We start from the raw sequence: 16,918 nt of genomic DNA on the forward strand, positions 1-16,918 counted from the left end.
AGTTCCGACCCTTGTTTGGTTTTTTAGGGAAAGTTTGTAGGCGATCGATAGGGAAATTACTTTTGTATTAGAGACTTATTTCATTCGTTATTTTAAGATATAAAAAATTACCCTTGGGAAACATTCAGCTTATCGAAATTGGAACTCTCGGGGCCTCCTTGATGAAGGGATTATGTCTCTCTTCAATTACGCTCTCCTAAAATAAAAAACCCCGGGTTTTAAAGCCCAGGGTTTCGCTGAAAATCGAATCGTCTACGACGATTGTTCGTTGAGTCGGAACGATATACTCGTTAACCCACCAAATAAAGAAGCGGGAAGAGATAGATCCAGATCAAGTCGACTACGTGCCAGAAAAGACCAACGCCTTCTACCGGTGTGTAGTAGGAAGAATTCACTTCTCCTTTGATCACCTTAATCATCACCCAAACGATCAATCCGGCTCCGATCAAAACGTGGGATCCATGAATCCCGGTCATTACGAAGTAAAAACCGAAAAACATCGCCAAGTTTTTGACGTCCGGCATTTCCGTATTCGTGAAATATTTTCCAGGAAGAAGTCCGTGATGGATCTTCGCGGAATATTCGAAATACTTCACAACCATAAACGTCAGAGCGCAAAGAACGGTTATCGCAAGTGCGATGATCGCTTCTTTCTTTTTATCCACTTGAACGTAATGAATCCCGAGCGCCATCGTAAACGAGCTGAAAAGAAGAACCACAGTGTTGAATGCTCCCATCGGAACGGACAAGTGATGGCTTCCTGCGTGGAACACTTCCGGATACAAGGAATGATAAATGGTGTAACCCACGAAAAGGGCGCCGAACATTAGAATTTCCGTAACAAGGAATAACCAGATTCCTTGTTTAGAAGCGTCGTACTGATGCTCAGCACTATCAAAGTGATGAGCATGATGGAATTCCGCGTGCTTAGCGGTACTCATAAGGTCCCCCCGTTACTGTTGGAGTTTTTTCAAAGTTTTCGTGAGTTGGTGGAGAAGGAATCGTCCACTCGAGGGTTTTTCCACCCCAAGGATTCGGTCCCGCTTCTTTTCCTGCGATCAATCCGTGAATCACGGCCGCAAGTCCCACCAAGAATCCCGCTCCGATCAGCCAAGATCCCACTGTGGAAATTTGGTTGAGGCTCGTAAATTCGGGTAAGTAGTCGTAGTATCTTCTCGGCATTCCCATGGAACCAAGAATGAACTGCGGAAAGAAGGTTACGTTAAATCCGGTGAAGATAAAGACCCAGGAAATTCTTCCTAAAAGATCGGAAGTCATTTTACCGGTAACTTTTGGAAACCAATAGAGCAAGCCGCCCATCACCGCCATCAAAGTTCCACCCACCATCACATAATGAAAGTGCGCAACCACGAAGTACGTATCATGAAAGTGAACGTCCATCCCTGTGGAAGCGAGGAACACACCGGTCAAACCGCCGATGGTAAAGAGAAACATAAATCCGATCGCGAACAACATAGGAGCGTCCAAACGAACGGATCCTTTATACATCGTCGAAATCCAGTTGAAGAGTTTAATCGCCGTAGGAACTCCCACGAGCATCGTGATAAAGGAGAATAAAACCCCTGCAAACTCGGACTGACCGGAAACGAACATGTGGTGTCCCCAAACCAAGAAAGAAACCGCGGCAATCGCAAGAGAAGAATACGCAATCGCAGTGTAACCGAAGATAATCTTTCTGGAGAAAGTGGTCACGAGTTCCGAAATCACACCCATCGCAGGAAGAATCATGATGTAAACCGCTGGGTGAGAATAGAACCAGAAGAAGTGCTGAAAGAGAACCGGATCCCCGCCGAGAGTAGGATCGAAAATCCCCACGCCCAAAGTTCTTTCCGCTACGAGCAGAAGAAGAGTGATCGCAAGAACCGGAGTTGCAAGAACCTGAATGATGGAAGTCGCGTAAAGCGCCCAAACCATCAAAGGAATACGGTTCATTGTCATTCCGGGAGCTCTTAGTTTATGAGTGGTTACGATGAAGTTCAGCCCCGTAAGAATCGAGGAGAATCCCATAATGAACGCCCCCATCACCAGCATAATCACACCGTTAGAAACGGAATTTGAAATAGAATAGGGAGTGTAGAACGTCCAACCGGTATCCACTTTTTGGGTAAAAAGGGAGAACGCAGCGGTTCCCGCTCCCAACATAAAGATATACCAGCTTGCGAGGTTCAGTCTTGGGAAGGCGACGTCCTTTGCTCCGAGTTGGATCGGAAGGATGAAGTTTCCAAAGATTGCAGGAATTCCGGGAACGATTACCATGAACACCATGATGGCGCCGTGGTAAGTCATCATTCTATTGTAAATGTCCGGAGTTACGAAACCGAGAGTTTGTCCCGGAGTAAAAAGTTCAAGACGAACCAGAAGAGCGAAAATCCCTCCCAATAGGAAGAATGACATAATCGCAAAGAAATACATGATCCCGATCCGCTTGTGATCGATCGTAGTGAGCCAGGACCAGATTCCCTTTTCGTGGTTGAGGTAGTTGTCAGTATGACTTGCAGTTGCTGTAGACATATTCCTCTCCTATTTAAGGGTTTTAATATACTCGATCAGAGCGTTGATTTCGTCGTCGGAAAGCTGTCCCTGATAAGAAGGCATCGCAGGCGGATAACCTTTTACGACTTGAGCTGTCGGCTGAAGAATCGATTTACGAATGTAATTCTCATCTGCGTTCGCACCTGGACCGGCTTCAAATTCTCTCGCGCTTCCAAAAAGACCTTTGTAAGAAGGCCCAACCAGACGGGAACCGTCGATCGAGTGACAGCCCGCACAAGCTTTTTCTGCGTAGAGTTTTTTACCGAGTTCCGCAGGAGGAACTTTGGAAAGATCCACGTTTCCAGCCGCGGCGTACCATTTGTCGAACGTTTCCGAATCCACGACACGAATCGCGGAAAGCATATTCGAGTGAGAAGTTCCGCAAAATTCAGTACAATAAACTACGAAATCTCCCTTTTCAGTCGGAGTGAACGTCAAAGTTGTATAACGTCCCGGGATCGCATCCATCTTATTCCGGAAAGCGGGAACATAGAAAGAGTGAAGAACATCCTGAGAAGTCATAACGAGACGAACCGTTTTTCCGACGGGAACGTAAATCCCATTCGGTTGAAAAAGGGTATTCAACTTTTCGGTCGCGTTAGGAGAAACGACGGTAACTCCGTTCGGATATTTAAAAGTCCATTGCCATTGTCTAGCGGTTACGTGGATTTCGATATCGCCTTTATCGTGAACTCTTCTGAGATCGGCAAAAATCACCCAACCCCACCAGAAGATCACGATCATGATTACTAAGGGAATAAAGGACCAAAGGAATTCTGCCAAAGTATTGTGGGTAATATAGGCAGTCTTATCAGTGTCGGTCTTTCTCCTGTATTTGAAAATAAACCAAGTCATTCCCCCGATGAGAATGACAAAGGAGATCAGACTGGATACGAGTAGAAAGAGATAGAGATTATCTACATTCTTTGCTACTTCGGAAGCCTGAACCGGCATGAAACTTGTTGCCGTAATGAGGTTCAACCAGGTCATTTTTTTGAAGTTACTCCTTCCTAATGAGTTCGGAATTTCTGTTATGCCTGATCCAGAATGGGATCAAGAACGCCGCCAGAATAAGAAGAGTGAAGAAACCACCCAACTTCATCATATTATAAGCGTACAAAGTATAAGTATTTTTTCCTGGATCAAATTGAAAGCAAAAAAGGGCGAACTGGTCCGTGAAATCCCCTATTTTACCGTCGGACGCTTCCAGAAGAGAAAGTCGCAACATTCTTTCATCGAACGTGATCCCATGGAGATAACGGGAAATCTTTCCCGAAGGAGTGATGACATAAGCAACGGAAGAATGAATCCACTGTTCGTTCTCCGGATTCCATTTATAGGAAAATCCGACCGACTCGGCAAGAGCCGTAATCTCTTTTTGATCTCCCGTAAGAAAATGCCAACCTCTTCCATCGCCGCGAGAATATTCTTTTATGTAAGCGTTCTTCTTCGCTTGTGCCAGTTCCGCGGTTTCTTTCGGATCAAAGGAAACGGCGACATATTCGAATTCGTTTCCCACCTGCCAGTTCAGCTTTTTTAACGTATCGGTAATTCCGTTGAGATGGAAGTTGCAAAGAGTGGGGCACTTGTAATAAACGAGAGAAAGAAGAACAGGTTTGTCCTTTTTGAAAAAAGAACCGAATGGAACCGGCTTTCCCGTTTCGTCTCGAAAAAGAAGTGAAAGATCGAGTTGATTTCCCAACCTTTCCTTCACTCCAACCCCTTCCAATTCTTTCGGCTTTTCGTTTTTATCAAACCGAGCGGCAGGATCGTAAGCGAACAGAGAAGTTGAGAATGAACAAAATACAATCCCTGCGATTAGGGAAATTCTAAAGATCAAGTTCGTAAACTCCGGAGAGATCGTTCTCCGATATTATTTAGCCTGAGTGTTCGCAGGAAGATTCAAAGAATGTTCTTTTACTCCCGGATGAAAGAAAGAAAGATAAGTAAAGAATACTAAGTTTCCTACGAGAACTACTACGAAAGTCCAGAATCCAGGTTTATTATAATCGTGTTGTGCCATGAAAAAGGCTCCTGTAATTGATTCTCATTCTCTTAAAGATGAAAATCGAAAGATTCTAGGACAAGTTCGAATGAATCTCTTTTTTTGGAAGTAATATTTAATTTTTACTTTCATTGCCCTTAAGGACCGATTTTCGAGTATGGTATTTTAGAAGCCTGAGAGGGTTTTCAGGAAAGAATGAGCGCTAACTCGAACCTTTCATCTAAATTTCATTTATTTTACAAAATCTCTCTGTTCTTGAGCATTCTTATTTTTTTGAATTTGCTCTACGGACCTTTGGTGAGAGCGACCGGCTCCGGGCTTGCTTGTCCGGATTGGCCGTTTTGTTTCGGGAAAATTTTCCCGACCTTCGACTTTCAGATTTTTATGGAAGTTTCCCATCGTTATTATTCCGGTTTCTTGGGTTTGATTCTTTTAGGACTTACAATCTGGACTTTTGTCGATGCGACTCTCCGTAAAGAATTCGGAATCTATTTGGGTTTAGCGGTTCTTCTTTTAATTTCGCAGATCAATCTGGGAAGATTGACCGTTACGTTAAAACTCGACCCTACTTCCGTTAACCTGCATCTTTTAAACGCGATCGCATTCTTTTTAGTCATTCTCACGGTCGCGATCGATTCGAGAGGAAAGGCTCTACATCAAAGGAAAACGTTCGTCAAGGCCGATTCTATATTCAGAAAAGATAATATCTTATTCTTTCTTCTTTTGATCGGAATCACGGTTCAAATCGTTTTGGGAGGACGCGTTAGTTCTCATTACGCCGGACTCGCATGTCCCGATTTTCCGACTTGCTGGGGACAATGGCTTCCCGACAATCCGTTGGAAATCGTAAAAATTCAGGTGATCCATCGATTCGGCGCCTACACGGTGGCTTTATTTCTCGCAATCGCGCTCGGCTTCGCGATTTGGAAAAGATTCCCGACAACTTCCAAACGATTTCTTCAGATTTCGATGTATCTTCTGGTCGCTCAAATCATTTTAGGAATTCTGAATGTGTTTTTCGGACTTCCCAAACTTGTGACGGCGCTGCATACTGGTTTTGCGGTTTTACTGCTGACTTCTTCTTATCTTTCTCTGCTTTCTCGCGCCGTTTTTCTGACATCGGAAAACGAACGGAGGCCTGAAAGATAATTTCAGGATACGATATGACAAATACGTTCTTATCCGATTGGAATCAAATGATCAAACCGAGAGTTACGACCCTCGTTTTGGCGACGATCATTCCGGGTTTATATCTAGCAGGCGAACAATCCCCTTCCGGGTTTTTGATTGCCATAACTCTTTTCGGAACGTTTTTGATGTCTTCGGCTTCGTTTATCTTCAATCAGGTGATCGAAAAGGACCGGGACGCGAAGATGAAACGCACATCCAATCGTCCGATTCCTGCAGGGAGAATCGGCGTCGTTCAAGCTACGTTCGTCGGCCTTGCGATGACCGGAATTTCTTTTTATCTCCTTACGGTTTACGTAAATCTTCTCACGGCGTTCTGCGCGTTTGCGGCGCTGATTTCCTACGTTTTCTTATACACGATTCTTTTAAAACCGAGAACCACACAAAACATCGTAATCGGTGGCGTTGCGGGTTGCGTCGGTCCTTTGATCGGTTATGCGGCGATCGGAAATTCTCTTCCGATTCAAGCGTGGATTTTATTCACGATGATTTTTCTATGGACCCCGGCGCATTTCTGGGCCTTAGCGATTTTTCTCAAAGACGATTATTCGGACGCGGATTTTCCGATGCTGCCCGTCGTCAAAGGAATCGATAAAACGGCGAAGTCGATTTTCTTTTATACGATTTTGTATTCCGCTTCGTGTATCAGTTTTTATTTTCTCGAACCTTCGATGGGATACTTATACTTGTTCACGGCGATTGCGGTTTGCATTTGGATGGGAATTCTTTCGTATCAATTGATTCAAAAACCGGAACGTCAATCCGCGAGAAAGTTCTTTTTCTTTTCCATTCTTCATTTGTTCATCGTAAACATCATGATCGTAGTCGATCATCTTATTTAAAGAACTCGTATCAGTAAAACGGATCGATCTAAAACGTTGCGCAATATCGCAACGAGGGCATCGACCTTTTTCAATCGAACAAGATTTGCCGCCTTACCGAAATTAGGCGTTGAATTCAAGGATCGCGGTGGAACCGGAGCCCGAAAAAATTTCAAAACTTCCCTTAATCTGTTTCGTTAAAATCTGGATCAAAGTAAAACCCGAAGTTTTCGGTTTTTGCCAAACCTTAGAATCGGAAATTCCCGAACCGTCGTCCGCAATCCGAAGACGATACTTGTTTCCTTCCTTTTGAAAGCGAACGTTCACGGTCCCTTTTTCCGCGGGAAACGCATGTTTTAAGGAATTGGAAAGTAGTTCGCTGAAGATCATCGCGCACGGAAGAGCGCTCTCGATTCTTAAGTAAACTCGCTCGGTCGAATTTTCGATATTTACCGTTCGTTTGCCGAGTTTATCGGAGAGGTTTTTGATGATCCCGTCGATCACCTCCGCGAAATCGATGTCGAAATAATTTTCGGACTTATACAGATAATTGTGCACTTCCGAAATCGCAAGAATACGATCCTGAAAATCCGAAAGGATACTCTGAAGATTGCCCTTGTCCGAACCGCTGTGCATTTCCACCAAACCGGAAAGTACCTGAAGATTATTCCGCACACGATGGTGAATTTCCTGAATCAACTCGTTTTTCTCCTTCACCGAACCGTGAAGCGTTCTTACCGCGATGATCGCAATGATGGAATACATGATAAACAACGCGATACGATCGGCGATGTGAATCATGTTATTATTCTGTTCCAAATAAAATTCTTCCGCAAAAATCAAAAACAAACAATATAGAGCGATGAGAATAGTTTGTTTTACGTTCGTAAAATATAAGAAAATCATAATAAATATCGAAAGTACGATATTCCGATTCGCCTCGTCCAGGGCTATGGCTTCTTTCGAAATTCCGAAAAACCACCCGACGCTGACGGATACGACGCTTGCAATCAATACGATTTTCAACGCGATCTCGAACTTTTTCCGAAGCAAAAAGACCAGGGAAAGAAGAGAGGCGATCATCATGATCGAAAAACCGGGCCGCAGAAAATATCCTTTCGTCAACCAAATGTACGAGTTTACGAATAGGCCCAGCAGGACCGATGCTACGTTGAAGATAAAAAGATGAAACGCCTTATTGCGAGTCAGATAATCCTTCTCTTTATAAATATGATCGGTAAATCTCAAAAGGCCCATCCTACTCAACTCCGGCAAACGACAAGGATTTCAAAAAAGTTTCCTCGAATATCATAAGACGAATTTATCAAACCGATCCGATCAGAATTCAAACGAGGTAAAATGATAAATCGGAATTCGATACGATTGATTGTAAACAACCCGATCGAATATGAAATAACTTTTTACAGCGTGAGAATTCCTCCACCCCCATGTCCGCCACCGCCGTGACCTCCACCACCCCCGCTGCTGCCGCCGCCTCCGCCGCTATGACCTCCTCCTCCACTGCTTTTTCCACCTCCGGTTCGACCGCCCGTACCCGTGCTGGGGCCGCGGGTTCTAGAACTACCGTTGGAAGAACTTCGAGTTCCGCATTTATCTTTGCACATATCACAAAGCTCGTAACAGAGTAAGGAGATCGGTAACGTTTGATTGTTTTGACCTCCTTGAAACGCGACTAAAAGACAAGTGGAAAGTTGACGATCACAACCTTCTTCGCATCGAGTCGTATCGAGCGTACAACTTTCAAAAAATAAAATAAAAATGCCGGGAAGAAAAAGTCGAATCGGTTTCATTGTTTTTTACCGGCTCCCGCTTGCAGAAGAATCTCCTGAACTCTTTTAGAATCTTCTAATGTAGCTTCACTCCAAGCGGTGTGCCCCTGCACGGTCGTAGCGTGAATATCCGCTCCGGAACGAATCAAAAGTTTTACGATTTCAGGATATCGATTGAATGCTGCCATCATGAGGGCGGTATGACCGTCACGCGTTCTCGCATTCACGTCCGCGCCGTTTCGAACGAGATATTCCGCGATCAGATATTCCCCTTCTCTCGCTGCTACCATCAAAGGAGTGTAATTACGGAAAAATTGATCCCGTTGATTGATTCCCTTACCGGCTCGCAGAGAATTTTCTAAACCCTGCAAATCGCCTTTGTAAACGTAATCCGTGGGACTCAGATTCGAATCGGGAATGAATCGTTCCTGCGGGAGAATACAACCGGACCAAACGAAAAAACCTGCCGCCAAGAACGAGACCCTCGCCCGAAGGAAGTCCGTTTTAAAAAAGATATTTCCAAACTCGTTGAGAATGAAATTCAAAAGTTTCATGAAATTTTTCCTCGAATACCGGAACATTCTAACGTTTCTTGAAATGTGAACAATAGGTGGAAACGGCAATTGCGGGAACTACTCAGAAACGATTTTTCGTTTAGTGGTTTTCACCTATGAGTTCCGAAACGTCTTTATTCCGATTGACTCGGAAAACGAAAGGAATCGAATTTAATCCGAACGAACACAGAAACCGGGAATTCGCAAAAAGAAAACTTGAGTTTTAAAACGGTCGATGGAAATTTTTCCGAAAGGTTAGCATGAAACTCTGGTTTCCCCAAGAAAAGCGGTTCTACTTTTTTTCACTTTATGTTTTTCTAATTTTACTTTGGATCTTGGAAGAGATCCTAACGTATTTATTCGATATAAACTGGATCGAAAGATCCCAGGCTTATTTCACATCGATCGAAGCCGCCTTCGGACTTTTATCGATCGTTGGAATTTTCTTTTTATTCCAGGAAATCCGACATACGCAAGCGGACATCGAATCCGCGAAAGTCGCCATCGAAGGTTTAAAAAATAAGAATCAGCTCTTGGTTCACACCAATCGGTCCTTTTGGGAATCCCTGCAAAGGCAATTGGAAGAATGGAACCTCACCGATAAGGAAAAGGAAATCGCGCTTCTTCTGCTCCGTGGAATGTCCAATCATCAAATCGCGGCAATTCGGGGAAAAAGTCTTAAAACCATCGAAAATCAAACCTTCTCCATTTATCAAAAGTCGGGAACGACGGGAAAACTTGAATTCATCGCTTACTTCATTTCTCCGCTTCTTCCCGAAGAGGAAGAGGATTGATCTTATACGCAAACGAAAGAATGAGGTTTTTATAAATCTTTCTCCGAAGTCCGCACTTCTTCCTTTTCCATTTTTTGGGATTTTAAACTGGAACGAAAAAAATTTCAAAACCCGGATTCGATCGCTGTCCGTTTTTATACAAAAGAATTCGCATATGAAATTTTCGGACAAACGATTCCGGTAATCGATCAGATGGGATTCGTACATCTTCAAGTGGAACACAAAATTCTTTCCATTGCGGGAACGCGCTTTCGGGAATATATGTGCGCTTGGAAAAGGGAAGAAATAAAAACTGAACACGCGTTTTGCGATCCGTTTAGACTCAAAGGAAATCCCTATCAGACATGATTTGATCTGCGTCTTTTTTCGGATGAAGACTTAAGAAATTTCATTCTCGCGTCCGAGTTTTTTTCATTTTCGGATACATGAAATGTAGAAGCGGCGGCAATATACGCGCTTTTTTCGCATTAAAAAAGAGATTCGAATCCAGCTTGACAAGTGAAATTTTTTGACGATCTTAGTGATCCCGTATAAAAAAATTTTTTCTTATAGGTCTCTAGAACATGAAAAAATCTTTCAAATCCTTGCTCCTTACCGCCGGAACTTTATCGATCTGTTTAACGCTCGGTGCTCAAAAAAACAACACGATCAATTTCGATGCGGAACTCTACGCGCAAATCGTCCGCCAGAGTGCCTATCAGTATGGAGCGATTCTCAAATCCCGCAAAGTTCTCAAAGACCACAACAATTGGAAGAAGCCGATCGATACGGCGTTTCGCAAACTTGCGGATTCTTCCGGCAATCCTACGTTTCCGATCGTTTACAATCTGATCCAAGACAATTCGTTTAACGCGTTCGCTATGGCGGGCGGTCAGTTCTGCATCAACTCCGGGACGTTGGATATTTTGGATCAGGTGATTACGAACTCCGAACCGGACGCAAAGGACAAGATGAGCTTTTACCGCGAACGATACATCGCGGGAGTTTTATCGCACGAGCTTTCGCACTATTACAACAAACACACGTTCAATGCGGTTAAGAAATTCTATCAGCTCAAAGAGAATCCGACGGGCGAAGCGGTGTTGAACAACGTGAAATTCTCCCAAGAACAGGAAGTTGACGCGGATCAAACGGGGTTTCAACTTCTTAACAAAGCCGGTTACGGCGGAGAATATATGATCCGCACTTTGGAATTGATGAGCGACATCGACAATCAATACAAAGAATACATCGTGAGCAAAAAACTGGATAAAGTAAGTCCGGAATCGATGACCTCTTTGTATTTTACGAGTCATCCGTCTCCGAACGATCGTCTTTCGAGATTCAGCGGAGATAAACAGGAACTCTATTCACTTCTTGCAACTTTGGAAAAAACGTACGACGATATTCAGTTCGGAAAGAATCTAGATCAGGCCAAATCCAATCTGGAAAAGGCCCTTTCTAAATTTCCGGGAAACACGCATTTGGAAAAATCTTACGCGGTTTGCCTTCATAAGATTTGGATGGCGACCGCGAGCAACGACGATCTGAAAATTAAACCTGTGATCGATATGCCTTCCTTCCGCGACTCGATGATCTTCCCCGGAGGACTTCGCAAAAGAGCAGTTATGCGAGCTATCCCCGGAAATCAAGCCGCTTACAATAAAGCGAAAGAAGCCTATCAAAAGGTGATCGTTAAAACCGAAGATCCGTATTTTATTTCGAACTACGCCGTTCTTCTTTCCTATTCCACCGAAGAAAACGATATGAACGTGGCAAAATCGCTCGCCGGTAATACGGTTCGAGCGGAGAATTCCATTCCTCTTGCGAATAACTTCGGCGTGGTTTTGTACTGGACGGACGATCAGGATAAAGCGTTGGAAGTGTTCAAATCCGTCGCTACGATGGTGGACAAACGCGTTCAATCCTTCGGAGAAAAGGCAAAATCAAATCCGGACATTCAAGCATATCTACAAGGAATCGGAAATTCGATCCGTCAAAAAACCCAACTCGATCCGGATTACGTTTATGAAAACTTCACTCCGATTTTGAATTATGTTCTTCTTGAATCCTACAAGGAAAAGACTCCGAAAACGAAACAACTCGCGATGTATTATCTGGAGAATTACGATTCTTCTTCCGGTTGGGCGAAATACACCGCGGATCTTCACGGAATTACCCTTCCCGATCCTTCGCAAACTCCGAAACAAAACGTCTTTAAAGTCGGAGGAGTAGGTCCGGGAGATAAACTCGAAGACTTATTAAAACTCTGGGGAAAACCGGATAAGATCCAAGTCGATAAATCTTCCGGCAGCGAATTTTATATCTATAGCAAGAAAGAGACTTCTTTTCTTTTGAGCATCGGATCGGTTCTTCAAGTAAACGCGTACGGAGACAATAGTCCCGGACTGGATAAGGGAGTCGCGATCGGAACGGATCGAGGCTCGGCGGAAAGAGTTTTTGGAAAACAATTTCAAAAGAGCGGCCAATATCTCGGTTACACGCAAAACGGAAACGCATTCGTGAAATATAGAAAGAATAAGGTCGATCAGATTATTCTTCAGTGAAATAAAAACGATCTTTAGGGGATAGGGGCGTGAAATTTATTTCCCTCTTTCATCCTAAAGTTTTTCCCGCGGGCTATGTTCGTTTTCCGCCTGCTTTTTTTAGATCGTTTTCCCTTTGATTCGAAAGGAAAGAAGGGTTTGTTATCAAGAATCGAACCATTCTTGATAATTTAAGACGTAAAAACTGTCGATTGGGTCGCATTTTAGTGACCTGGTTATCCGGTTACCCAATAGATCGAGGTGGAGGATATAACTGTAATTCGAATGAAATGTGGGACCTCCCTCATTCATCGTACTCACGATAGATTCTCCAACCCCGACCCGATCCAAATTCACAAGAAAATTAAAAAGATAACAACGGGAAACACCGTGAACCTGCGCGAACAAACCTAACAAAGCCCAACTTCCTGTACCGACTCGAACATTCATTCTCACCATTTGATTTTTTCCAAAACTCGGCTGATACAACGTCTTCCGTGAATTAGAACTCAAACGTTTTGTAGACGAAAGATACTTTGCATATCTCTTCAAAAGAAACGGAATTCGTTTCGGCAGAAATTTCTTTTGTTTTTCATCAAGTCCGAGCAAAGTTCGTTTCGGAACAAGCAAAGTAACAACTTCCGAATGATTTTCACGGAGAATGGATCGAATCGTGTGATTCGAATTTAAAAGTAATACGCCCATACTCGGGACGGTTCCAAATTCTGTTTCCCAAGTGCGATTTTGAAAAAAAAGAACCTTTGAGAAACCGCCAAGAAAACTTTGAGTTTTTTAAAGAACCGTTCTTTCCGATCATTCTGAGCAACTTTATAAGACTTTTAAGCCGATTTAAACAGAACATTCGTTCTGTTTTAGAACAATTCTATGTCCGATTCGCGTGAAAAAAACCTTTCCTCCCCGCCTAGCTGTTTTAAACAGGTTCTATTCCATTGAAAATCCAAGAATTGGTATAGTTTCATGAGAGAGATAAAAACAGTTACAGTATTAGGCGCGAATGGTACTATGGGCGCCGGTTCAGCGGCAATCGTTGCCTCATTCGGAAAGGCAAAAGTCCACATGCTTGCTCGGGACATAAGCAAAGCGAAAGAAGGGATTGAAAAAGCGATTGGCTCGGTCAAGACGGATACGATTCGTCCAAGACTGATTCCCGGTTCTTACGACGCGGATTTGGAAAAAGCCGTTGCGGAATCGGATTGGGTCTTTGAACTCGTTGCGGAAAGTTACGAAGTTAAAGAACCGATCAACAAAAGAATCGCGAGCTCCAGAAGACCCGGAACCATCGTTTCCACGGTATCTTCCGGACTTTCCATCGAAAGACTTTCCAAAGCCTTCGACGAAGACGGACAAAAGCATTATTTCGGAACTCACTTCTTCAACCCTCCTTACAAAATGATTCTTTGCGAACTCGTTTCCCACAAAGGATCGGATAAGAAAGTTCTCAAACAACTCGGCGAATATCTGGATAAGGTTCTTGGCCGCGCGGTCGTTTATACGAACGATACTCCCGCGTTTGCCGGAAACAGAATCGGATTTCAGCTTATCAACGAAGTCGCTCAAATTGCGGAAAAATATTCCGATAAGGGTGGGATCGCTCTGATGGACGCGATCATGAGCGGTTACACAGGAAGAGCAATGGCACCTCTGGACACTGCGGACTTCGTAGGACTCGACGTTCACAAAGCGATCGTGGATAACCTCTATGAGATGACTAAGGACGCGGCTCATTCTACTTTTAAAATGCCGGGTTACTTCCAAAAGCTCATCGATAAAGGCGACCTCGGAAGAAAAGCGGGCGGCGGTCTTTACAAGATGTCCAAAACTCCGGACGGCAAGAAAGAAAAGTTAGTCTATAATATAGGCGCCGATCTTTACGAGCCCGTTCCTAAATTCGACATTGATTTTATTCGTCAGGCGAACCGAAGAATTTCCGAAGCGGACTACATAGGCGCAATGAACATCGTAAAAGAAGCGAAAGGTTTTGAAGCGGACCTCGCGAGATACTTCATCGCAAGATACGTTAGTTACTCTCTCTCGATCGTCGGCGAAGTCGTAGACACCAAAGAAATGGCGGACCTCGCGATGGGAACGGGATTCAACTGGGCTCCCGCTTCCGCATTCGTCGATTTTTTAGGCGGACCTAAGGATGCGATTCAACTGATCGAAAAAGCAAAACTTCCGGTTCCTGAAGTATTAGCAAAAGCGAAACCAGGAAAGCCGTTCTACGAGCTGAAGGAAAAGCTTGACGCTCGTTCACTTTTCAAAGGATAATTTAGGGGAGAAGGTATCACCATGAGCGATAAAATTTACGTCCTCGGCGGGGAACAAACCGATTTTCAAAGAAACTGGACCAAAGAAGGAAAGACCTTCATGTCCTTAATGCGCGAAGCCGTTCAAGACGGACTTGCGGCTGTCGGAATCACACCCGATGAAATCAAAAAACTGAATAAACAAAATCGAATCGGAATTTTCGTAGGAAACTTCGACGCGGAACAATATGCGACGCAAGGTCACTTGGGCGCATTCTTAACCGAAGTCGATCCTGCGTTCTACGGAATTCCTGGCGGACGTTTTGAAGCCGCTTGTGCTTCCGGGTCGATCGCACTTGACGCGGCCGCTACAAAAATCCGCGCAAAAGACTACGACGTTGCAATTGTTCTCGGAATCGAGATCATGAAAACGGTAAGTTCTTCCGTAGGCGGTGACTTTTTAGGAACAGCCGCTTATTACGAAAAAGAAGCGAAAGGAGTTCAATTTCCTTTCCCGAAACTTTTCGGAAAACTCGCGGACGTAATTCTCGAGAGATACAAACTTCCGGAACAAAGATTCATGGGCGCGTTAGCCGAAATCTCAAGAATCAACTACGACAACGCGAAGAGAAACCCCAAGGCGCAAACACGTTCTTGGTTCATGAACAAAGAACACGCGAACGCTCGCGGCGGAGAATACAATATGGCCGTGGGTGGAAGACTTTGCATCACCGATTGTTCTCAAGTAACCGACGGTGCGGCGATGGTGGTTCTCGCGAATAAATCTTACACTGAAGAATACGCTAAAAAAAGAGGAAAGAAGATCACTTCCATCCCAAGACTGAAAGGTTGGGGACACAGAGTGGCTCCGATTACTTTCGACGCGAAGGTTGCCGAATCTAAAGGAGACAAATACATTCTCCCTTGGACCAGACAAACCGTTAAAGACGCTTACGACAGAGCGGAACTCGGAGTGAAAGACATCGACGTTTTCGAAACTCACGACTGTTTCACTTCTTCCGAATATGCAGCGATTTCCGCTTTCGGGATCACACAACCCGGTAAGGAACACGAAGCGATCGAAGACGGCGTGATCGACATCAACGGTAAAAAACCGATCAACCCGTCCGGCGGACTGATCGGAGTCGGTCACCCAGTGGGAGCTTCCGGAGTTAGAATGATGCTCGACCTCTACAAACAAGTTACCGGCACTGCAGGCAACTACCAAGTAGAAGGCGCTAAGAACGGATTGATGCTGAATATCGGCGGGTCCGCAACGACGAACGTGGTTTTCATCGTAGGAAAATAAGAATGAGTTTAAGAACTGCGAAAGATTGGAATCAATTTCTTTTAAGGCTGTTTATCGCCTTCGGTTTTTGGGAAGTAATTTCCGTTCCGCTTCGCAGTTTGCTCTTTTCGCGTTTTTACTACGACCCTGCCTATAAAGGTTTTTTCCAATCCGTTGGAATGATCTTATGGGTAGGGCCGATCGTCGCCGACCTGATCCAAGTTTTCTTTTTAGGAATTATCATTCGTCTCGCGAAAGATTCTCTTCCGACCGGAATCGTCGGCGGGTTGATCGTTGCGATTTGTTTTTCCCTCGCGGCCTATGTCGGACCAGCGATCTCCATTTTAAATTTCATCAACGCTCTTCCAAGTCTAATCGTTTGGCTTTGGGTGTTTTCTCAGTTTTTGTTAACGCTGATTTCTTCTTTGATCTTGGCTTATACGACCGACGAAGAAATCTAATTTGAAAGCGGGTGACCGTTTTTAAATTCTCCCTCAAAAACGGTTCCGTCGGAATATTTTAATTTTCCGTATCCGTTCGCTAAATCGTTACTATAGATTCCTTCAAAACTTTCTCCGTTGATACACGTATACGCGCCCTTTCCTGTTTTTCGGTTTCGTCGAAAGTTTCCTCGAAAGATACATTCCACTTCTGAATCCGGGATAAACTTTGCCCAGGTTTTACATCCATTTTCGTTGCAGTCCCCGTCTTCCACCCAGGTTCCGTACAGGACGTTTCCGGTTTCAGGATCGGTCCATCGGCCCTTGCCTCTTTGGGAAGAATTTTTATAAACTCCCGAAACAGTTCCGCGGTTTTTGAATTTAACTTCTGCGTATCCTTCTAAATTTCCGTTTATAAGAGTTCCTTTATATTCGTTTCCAAACGAATCGATCAAAACCCCTCTTCCATTCTTACAATTTCCGGATAAACAGGTCGCGGATGATTGGGGAAAAATGGAGAAGAAACCAAAACAAAATACGAAGAATAGATTTATTCTAAACGTAGAAGCATAACGATCTCTCGAATCTCCGAAAAGTAAAAACTTCAAACTTTGAATCAATAAACGCAACATAGTATTTACAAAGTACAACCTAAAACGACCGAAAAGTTTCCCAATGATCGAACACAACTCG

The 16,918-nt window shown here is 44.0% G+C and carries 17 protein-coding genes and 1 pseudogene; 8 read left to right on the forward strand and 10 right to left on the reverse strand.

Annotated features, from left to right (window positions below; translation table 11 throughout):
- Positions 1 to 290: 290 nt before the first annotated feature.
- From LFX25_RS16990 to LFX25_RS17010, 5 genes are read right to left on the reverse strand one after another with little or no spacing between them, the layout of a single operon-like run.
- Positions 291 to 941: a cytochrome c oxidase subunit 3 family protein gene (locus LFX25_RS16990; protein ID WP_238731291.1), complete on the reverse strand. Its 651-nt coding sequence runs from the start codon at positions 939 to 941 to the stop codon at positions 291 to 293.
- A complete protein-coding gene (ctaD, locus tag LFX25_RS16995) occupies positions 928 to 2,532 on the reverse strand; it encodes a cytochrome c oxidase subunit I (RefSeq protein ID WP_238731292.1) in 1,605 nt (534 codons plus the stop codon). The genes LFX25_RS16990 and ctaD overlap by 14 nt, the downstream gene beginning before the upstream one ends.
- Positions 2,533 to 2,541: 9 nt before the next feature.
- Positions 2,542 to 3,543, reverse strand: coding sequence for a cytochrome c oxidase subunit II (gene coxB / locus LFX25_RS17000; protein WP_238731293.1), 1,002 nt, complete (start codon positions 3,541 to 3,543; stop codon positions 2,542 to 2,544).
- 10 nt (positions 3,544 to 3,553) lie between these two features.
- Complete coding sequence (locus tag LFX25_RS17005; RefSeq protein WP_238731294.1) at positions 3,554 to 4,393, reverse strand: SCO family protein; 840 nt, start codon at positions 4,391 to 4,393, stop codon at positions 3,554 to 3,556.
- Between the two features lie 33 nt (positions 4,394 to 4,426).
- Positions 4,427 to 4,576 (reverse strand): hypothetical protein, encoded by a 150-nt coding sequence (locus LFX25_RS17010; RefSeq protein ID WP_118954732.1) that lies wholly within the window; start codon positions 4,574 to 4,576, stop codon positions 4,427 to 4,429.
- A gap of 177 nt (positions 4,577 to 4,753) precedes the next feature.
- Between LFX25_RS17010 and LFX25_RS17015 the strand changes: the two genes are divergently transcribed.
- Entirely contained in the window at positions 4,754 to 5,707 is a 954-nt protein-coding gene (locus LFX25_RS17015) for a COX15/CtaA family protein (protein ID WP_238731295.1), read from the forward strand.
- Positions 5,708 to 5,721: 14 nt separating this feature from the next.
- Complete coding sequence (cyoE, locus tag LFX25_RS17020; protein WP_238731296.1) at positions 5,722 to 6,588, forward strand: heme o synthase; 867 nt, start codon at positions 5,722 to 5,724, stop codon at positions 6,586 to 6,588.
- Positions 6,589 to 6,690: 102 nt separating this feature from the next.
- On the opposite strand, the gene LFX25_RS17025 is transcribed toward cyoE, so the two are convergent.
- The 3 genes from LFX25_RS17025 to LFX25_RS17035 all read right to left on the reverse strand — a co-directional run bounded on the left by LFX25_RS17025 (position 6,691) and on the right by LFX25_RS17035 (position 8,911).
- On the reverse strand, positions 6,691 to 7,824 hold the full coding sequence (locus LFX25_RS17025; RefSeq protein WP_238731297.1) for a sensor histidine kinase: 1,134 nt from the start codon (positions 7,822 to 7,824) through the stop codon (positions 6,691 to 6,693).
- Between the two features lie 164 nt (positions 7,825 to 7,988).
- On the reverse strand, positions 7,989 to 8,378 hold the full coding sequence (locus LFX25_RS17030; RefSeq protein ID WP_238731298.1) for a hypothetical protein: 390 nt from the start codon (positions 8,376 to 8,378) through the stop codon (positions 7,989 to 7,991).
- The gene (locus LFX25_RS17035) at positions 8,375 to 8,911 is read right to left on the reverse strand and encodes an ankyrin repeat domain-containing protein (protein ID WP_238731299.1); all 537 of its coding nucleotides are present in this window, start codon (positions 8,909 to 8,911) and stop codon (positions 8,375 to 8,377) included. Before LFX25_RS17035 ends, LFX25_RS17030 begins: the two co-directional genes overlap by 4 nt.
- Positions 8,912 to 9,171: 260 nt before the next feature.
- On the opposite strand from LFX25_RS17035, the gene LFX25_RS17040 reads away from it, so the two are divergent.
- The 3 genes and pseudogenes from LFX25_RS17040 (at position 9,172) to LFX25_RS17050 (ending at position 12,251) form a co-directional block, all read left to right on the forward strand.
- Entirely contained in the window at positions 9,172 to 9,705 is a 534-nt protein-coding gene (locus LFX25_RS17040) for a helix-turn-helix transcriptional regulator (RefSeq protein WP_238731300.1), read from the forward strand.
- Between the two features lie 45 nt (positions 9,706 to 9,750).
- Positions 9,751 to 10,053, forward strand: a pseudogene (locus LFX25_RS17045) (DUF4269 domain-containing protein); the annotation flags it as partial.
- Positions 10,054 to 10,268: 215 nt separating this feature from the next.
- On the forward strand, positions 10,269 to 12,251 hold the full coding sequence (locus LFX25_RS17050) for a M48 family metallopeptidase (RefSeq protein WP_238731301.1): 1,983 nt from the start codon (positions 10,269 to 10,271) through the stop codon (positions 12,249 to 12,251).
- Positions 12,252 to 12,395: 144 nt separating this feature from the next.
- On the opposite strand, the gene LFX25_RS17055 is transcribed toward LFX25_RS17050, so the two are convergent.
- Positions 12,396 to 12,935 carry a DUF1564 domain-containing protein gene (locus LFX25_RS17055; RefSeq protein WP_238731302.1) on the reverse strand — a complete coding sequence of 180 codons (540 nt, stop codon included), beginning with the start codon at positions 12,933 to 12,935 and terminating at the stop codon, positions 12,396 to 12,398.
- 273 nt (positions 12,936 to 13,208) lie between these two features.
- Between LFX25_RS17055 and LFX25_RS17060 the strand changes: the two genes are divergently transcribed.
- From LFX25_RS17060 to LFX25_RS17070, 3 genes are read left to right on the forward strand one after another with little or no spacing between them, the layout of a single operon-like run.
- Positions 13,209 to 14,519: a 3-hydroxyacyl-CoA dehydrogenase family protein gene (locus LFX25_RS17060; RefSeq protein ID WP_238731303.1), complete on the forward strand. Its 1,311-nt coding sequence runs from the start codon at positions 13,209 to 13,211 to the stop codon at positions 14,517 to 14,519.
- Between the two features lie 21 nt (positions 14,520 to 14,540).
- On the forward strand, positions 14,541 to 15,806 hold the full coding sequence (locus tag LFX25_RS17065; RefSeq protein ID WP_135590091.1) for an acetyl-CoA acetyltransferase: 1,266 nt from the start codon (positions 14,541 to 14,543) through the stop codon (positions 15,804 to 15,806).
- 2 nt (positions 15,807 to 15,808) lie between these two features.
- Positions 15,809 to 16,246 carry a hypothetical protein gene (locus LFX25_RS17070; protein ID WP_238731304.1) on the forward strand — a complete coding sequence of 146 codons (438 nt, stop codon included), beginning with the start codon at positions 15,809 to 15,811 and terminating at the stop codon, positions 16,244 to 16,246.
- Here the strand turns inward: LFX25_RS17070 and LFX25_RS17075 are convergent.
- Positions 16,243 to 16,857 carry an MORN repeat-containing protein gene (locus LFX25_RS17075; RefSeq protein ID WP_238731305.1) on the reverse strand — a complete coding sequence of 205 codons (615 nt, stop codon included), beginning with the start codon at positions 16,855 to 16,857 and terminating at the stop codon, positions 16,243 to 16,245. The genes LFX25_RS17070 and LFX25_RS17075 overlap by 4 nt on opposite strands.
- Between the last annotated feature and the right edge of the window lie 61 nt (positions 16,858 to 16,918).

Origin of the sequence: Leptospira sanjuanensis (assembly GCF_022267325.1) — a bacterium.
GTDB lineage: Bacteria > Spirochaetota > Leptospiria > Leptospirales > Leptospiraceae > Leptospira > Leptospira sanjuanensis.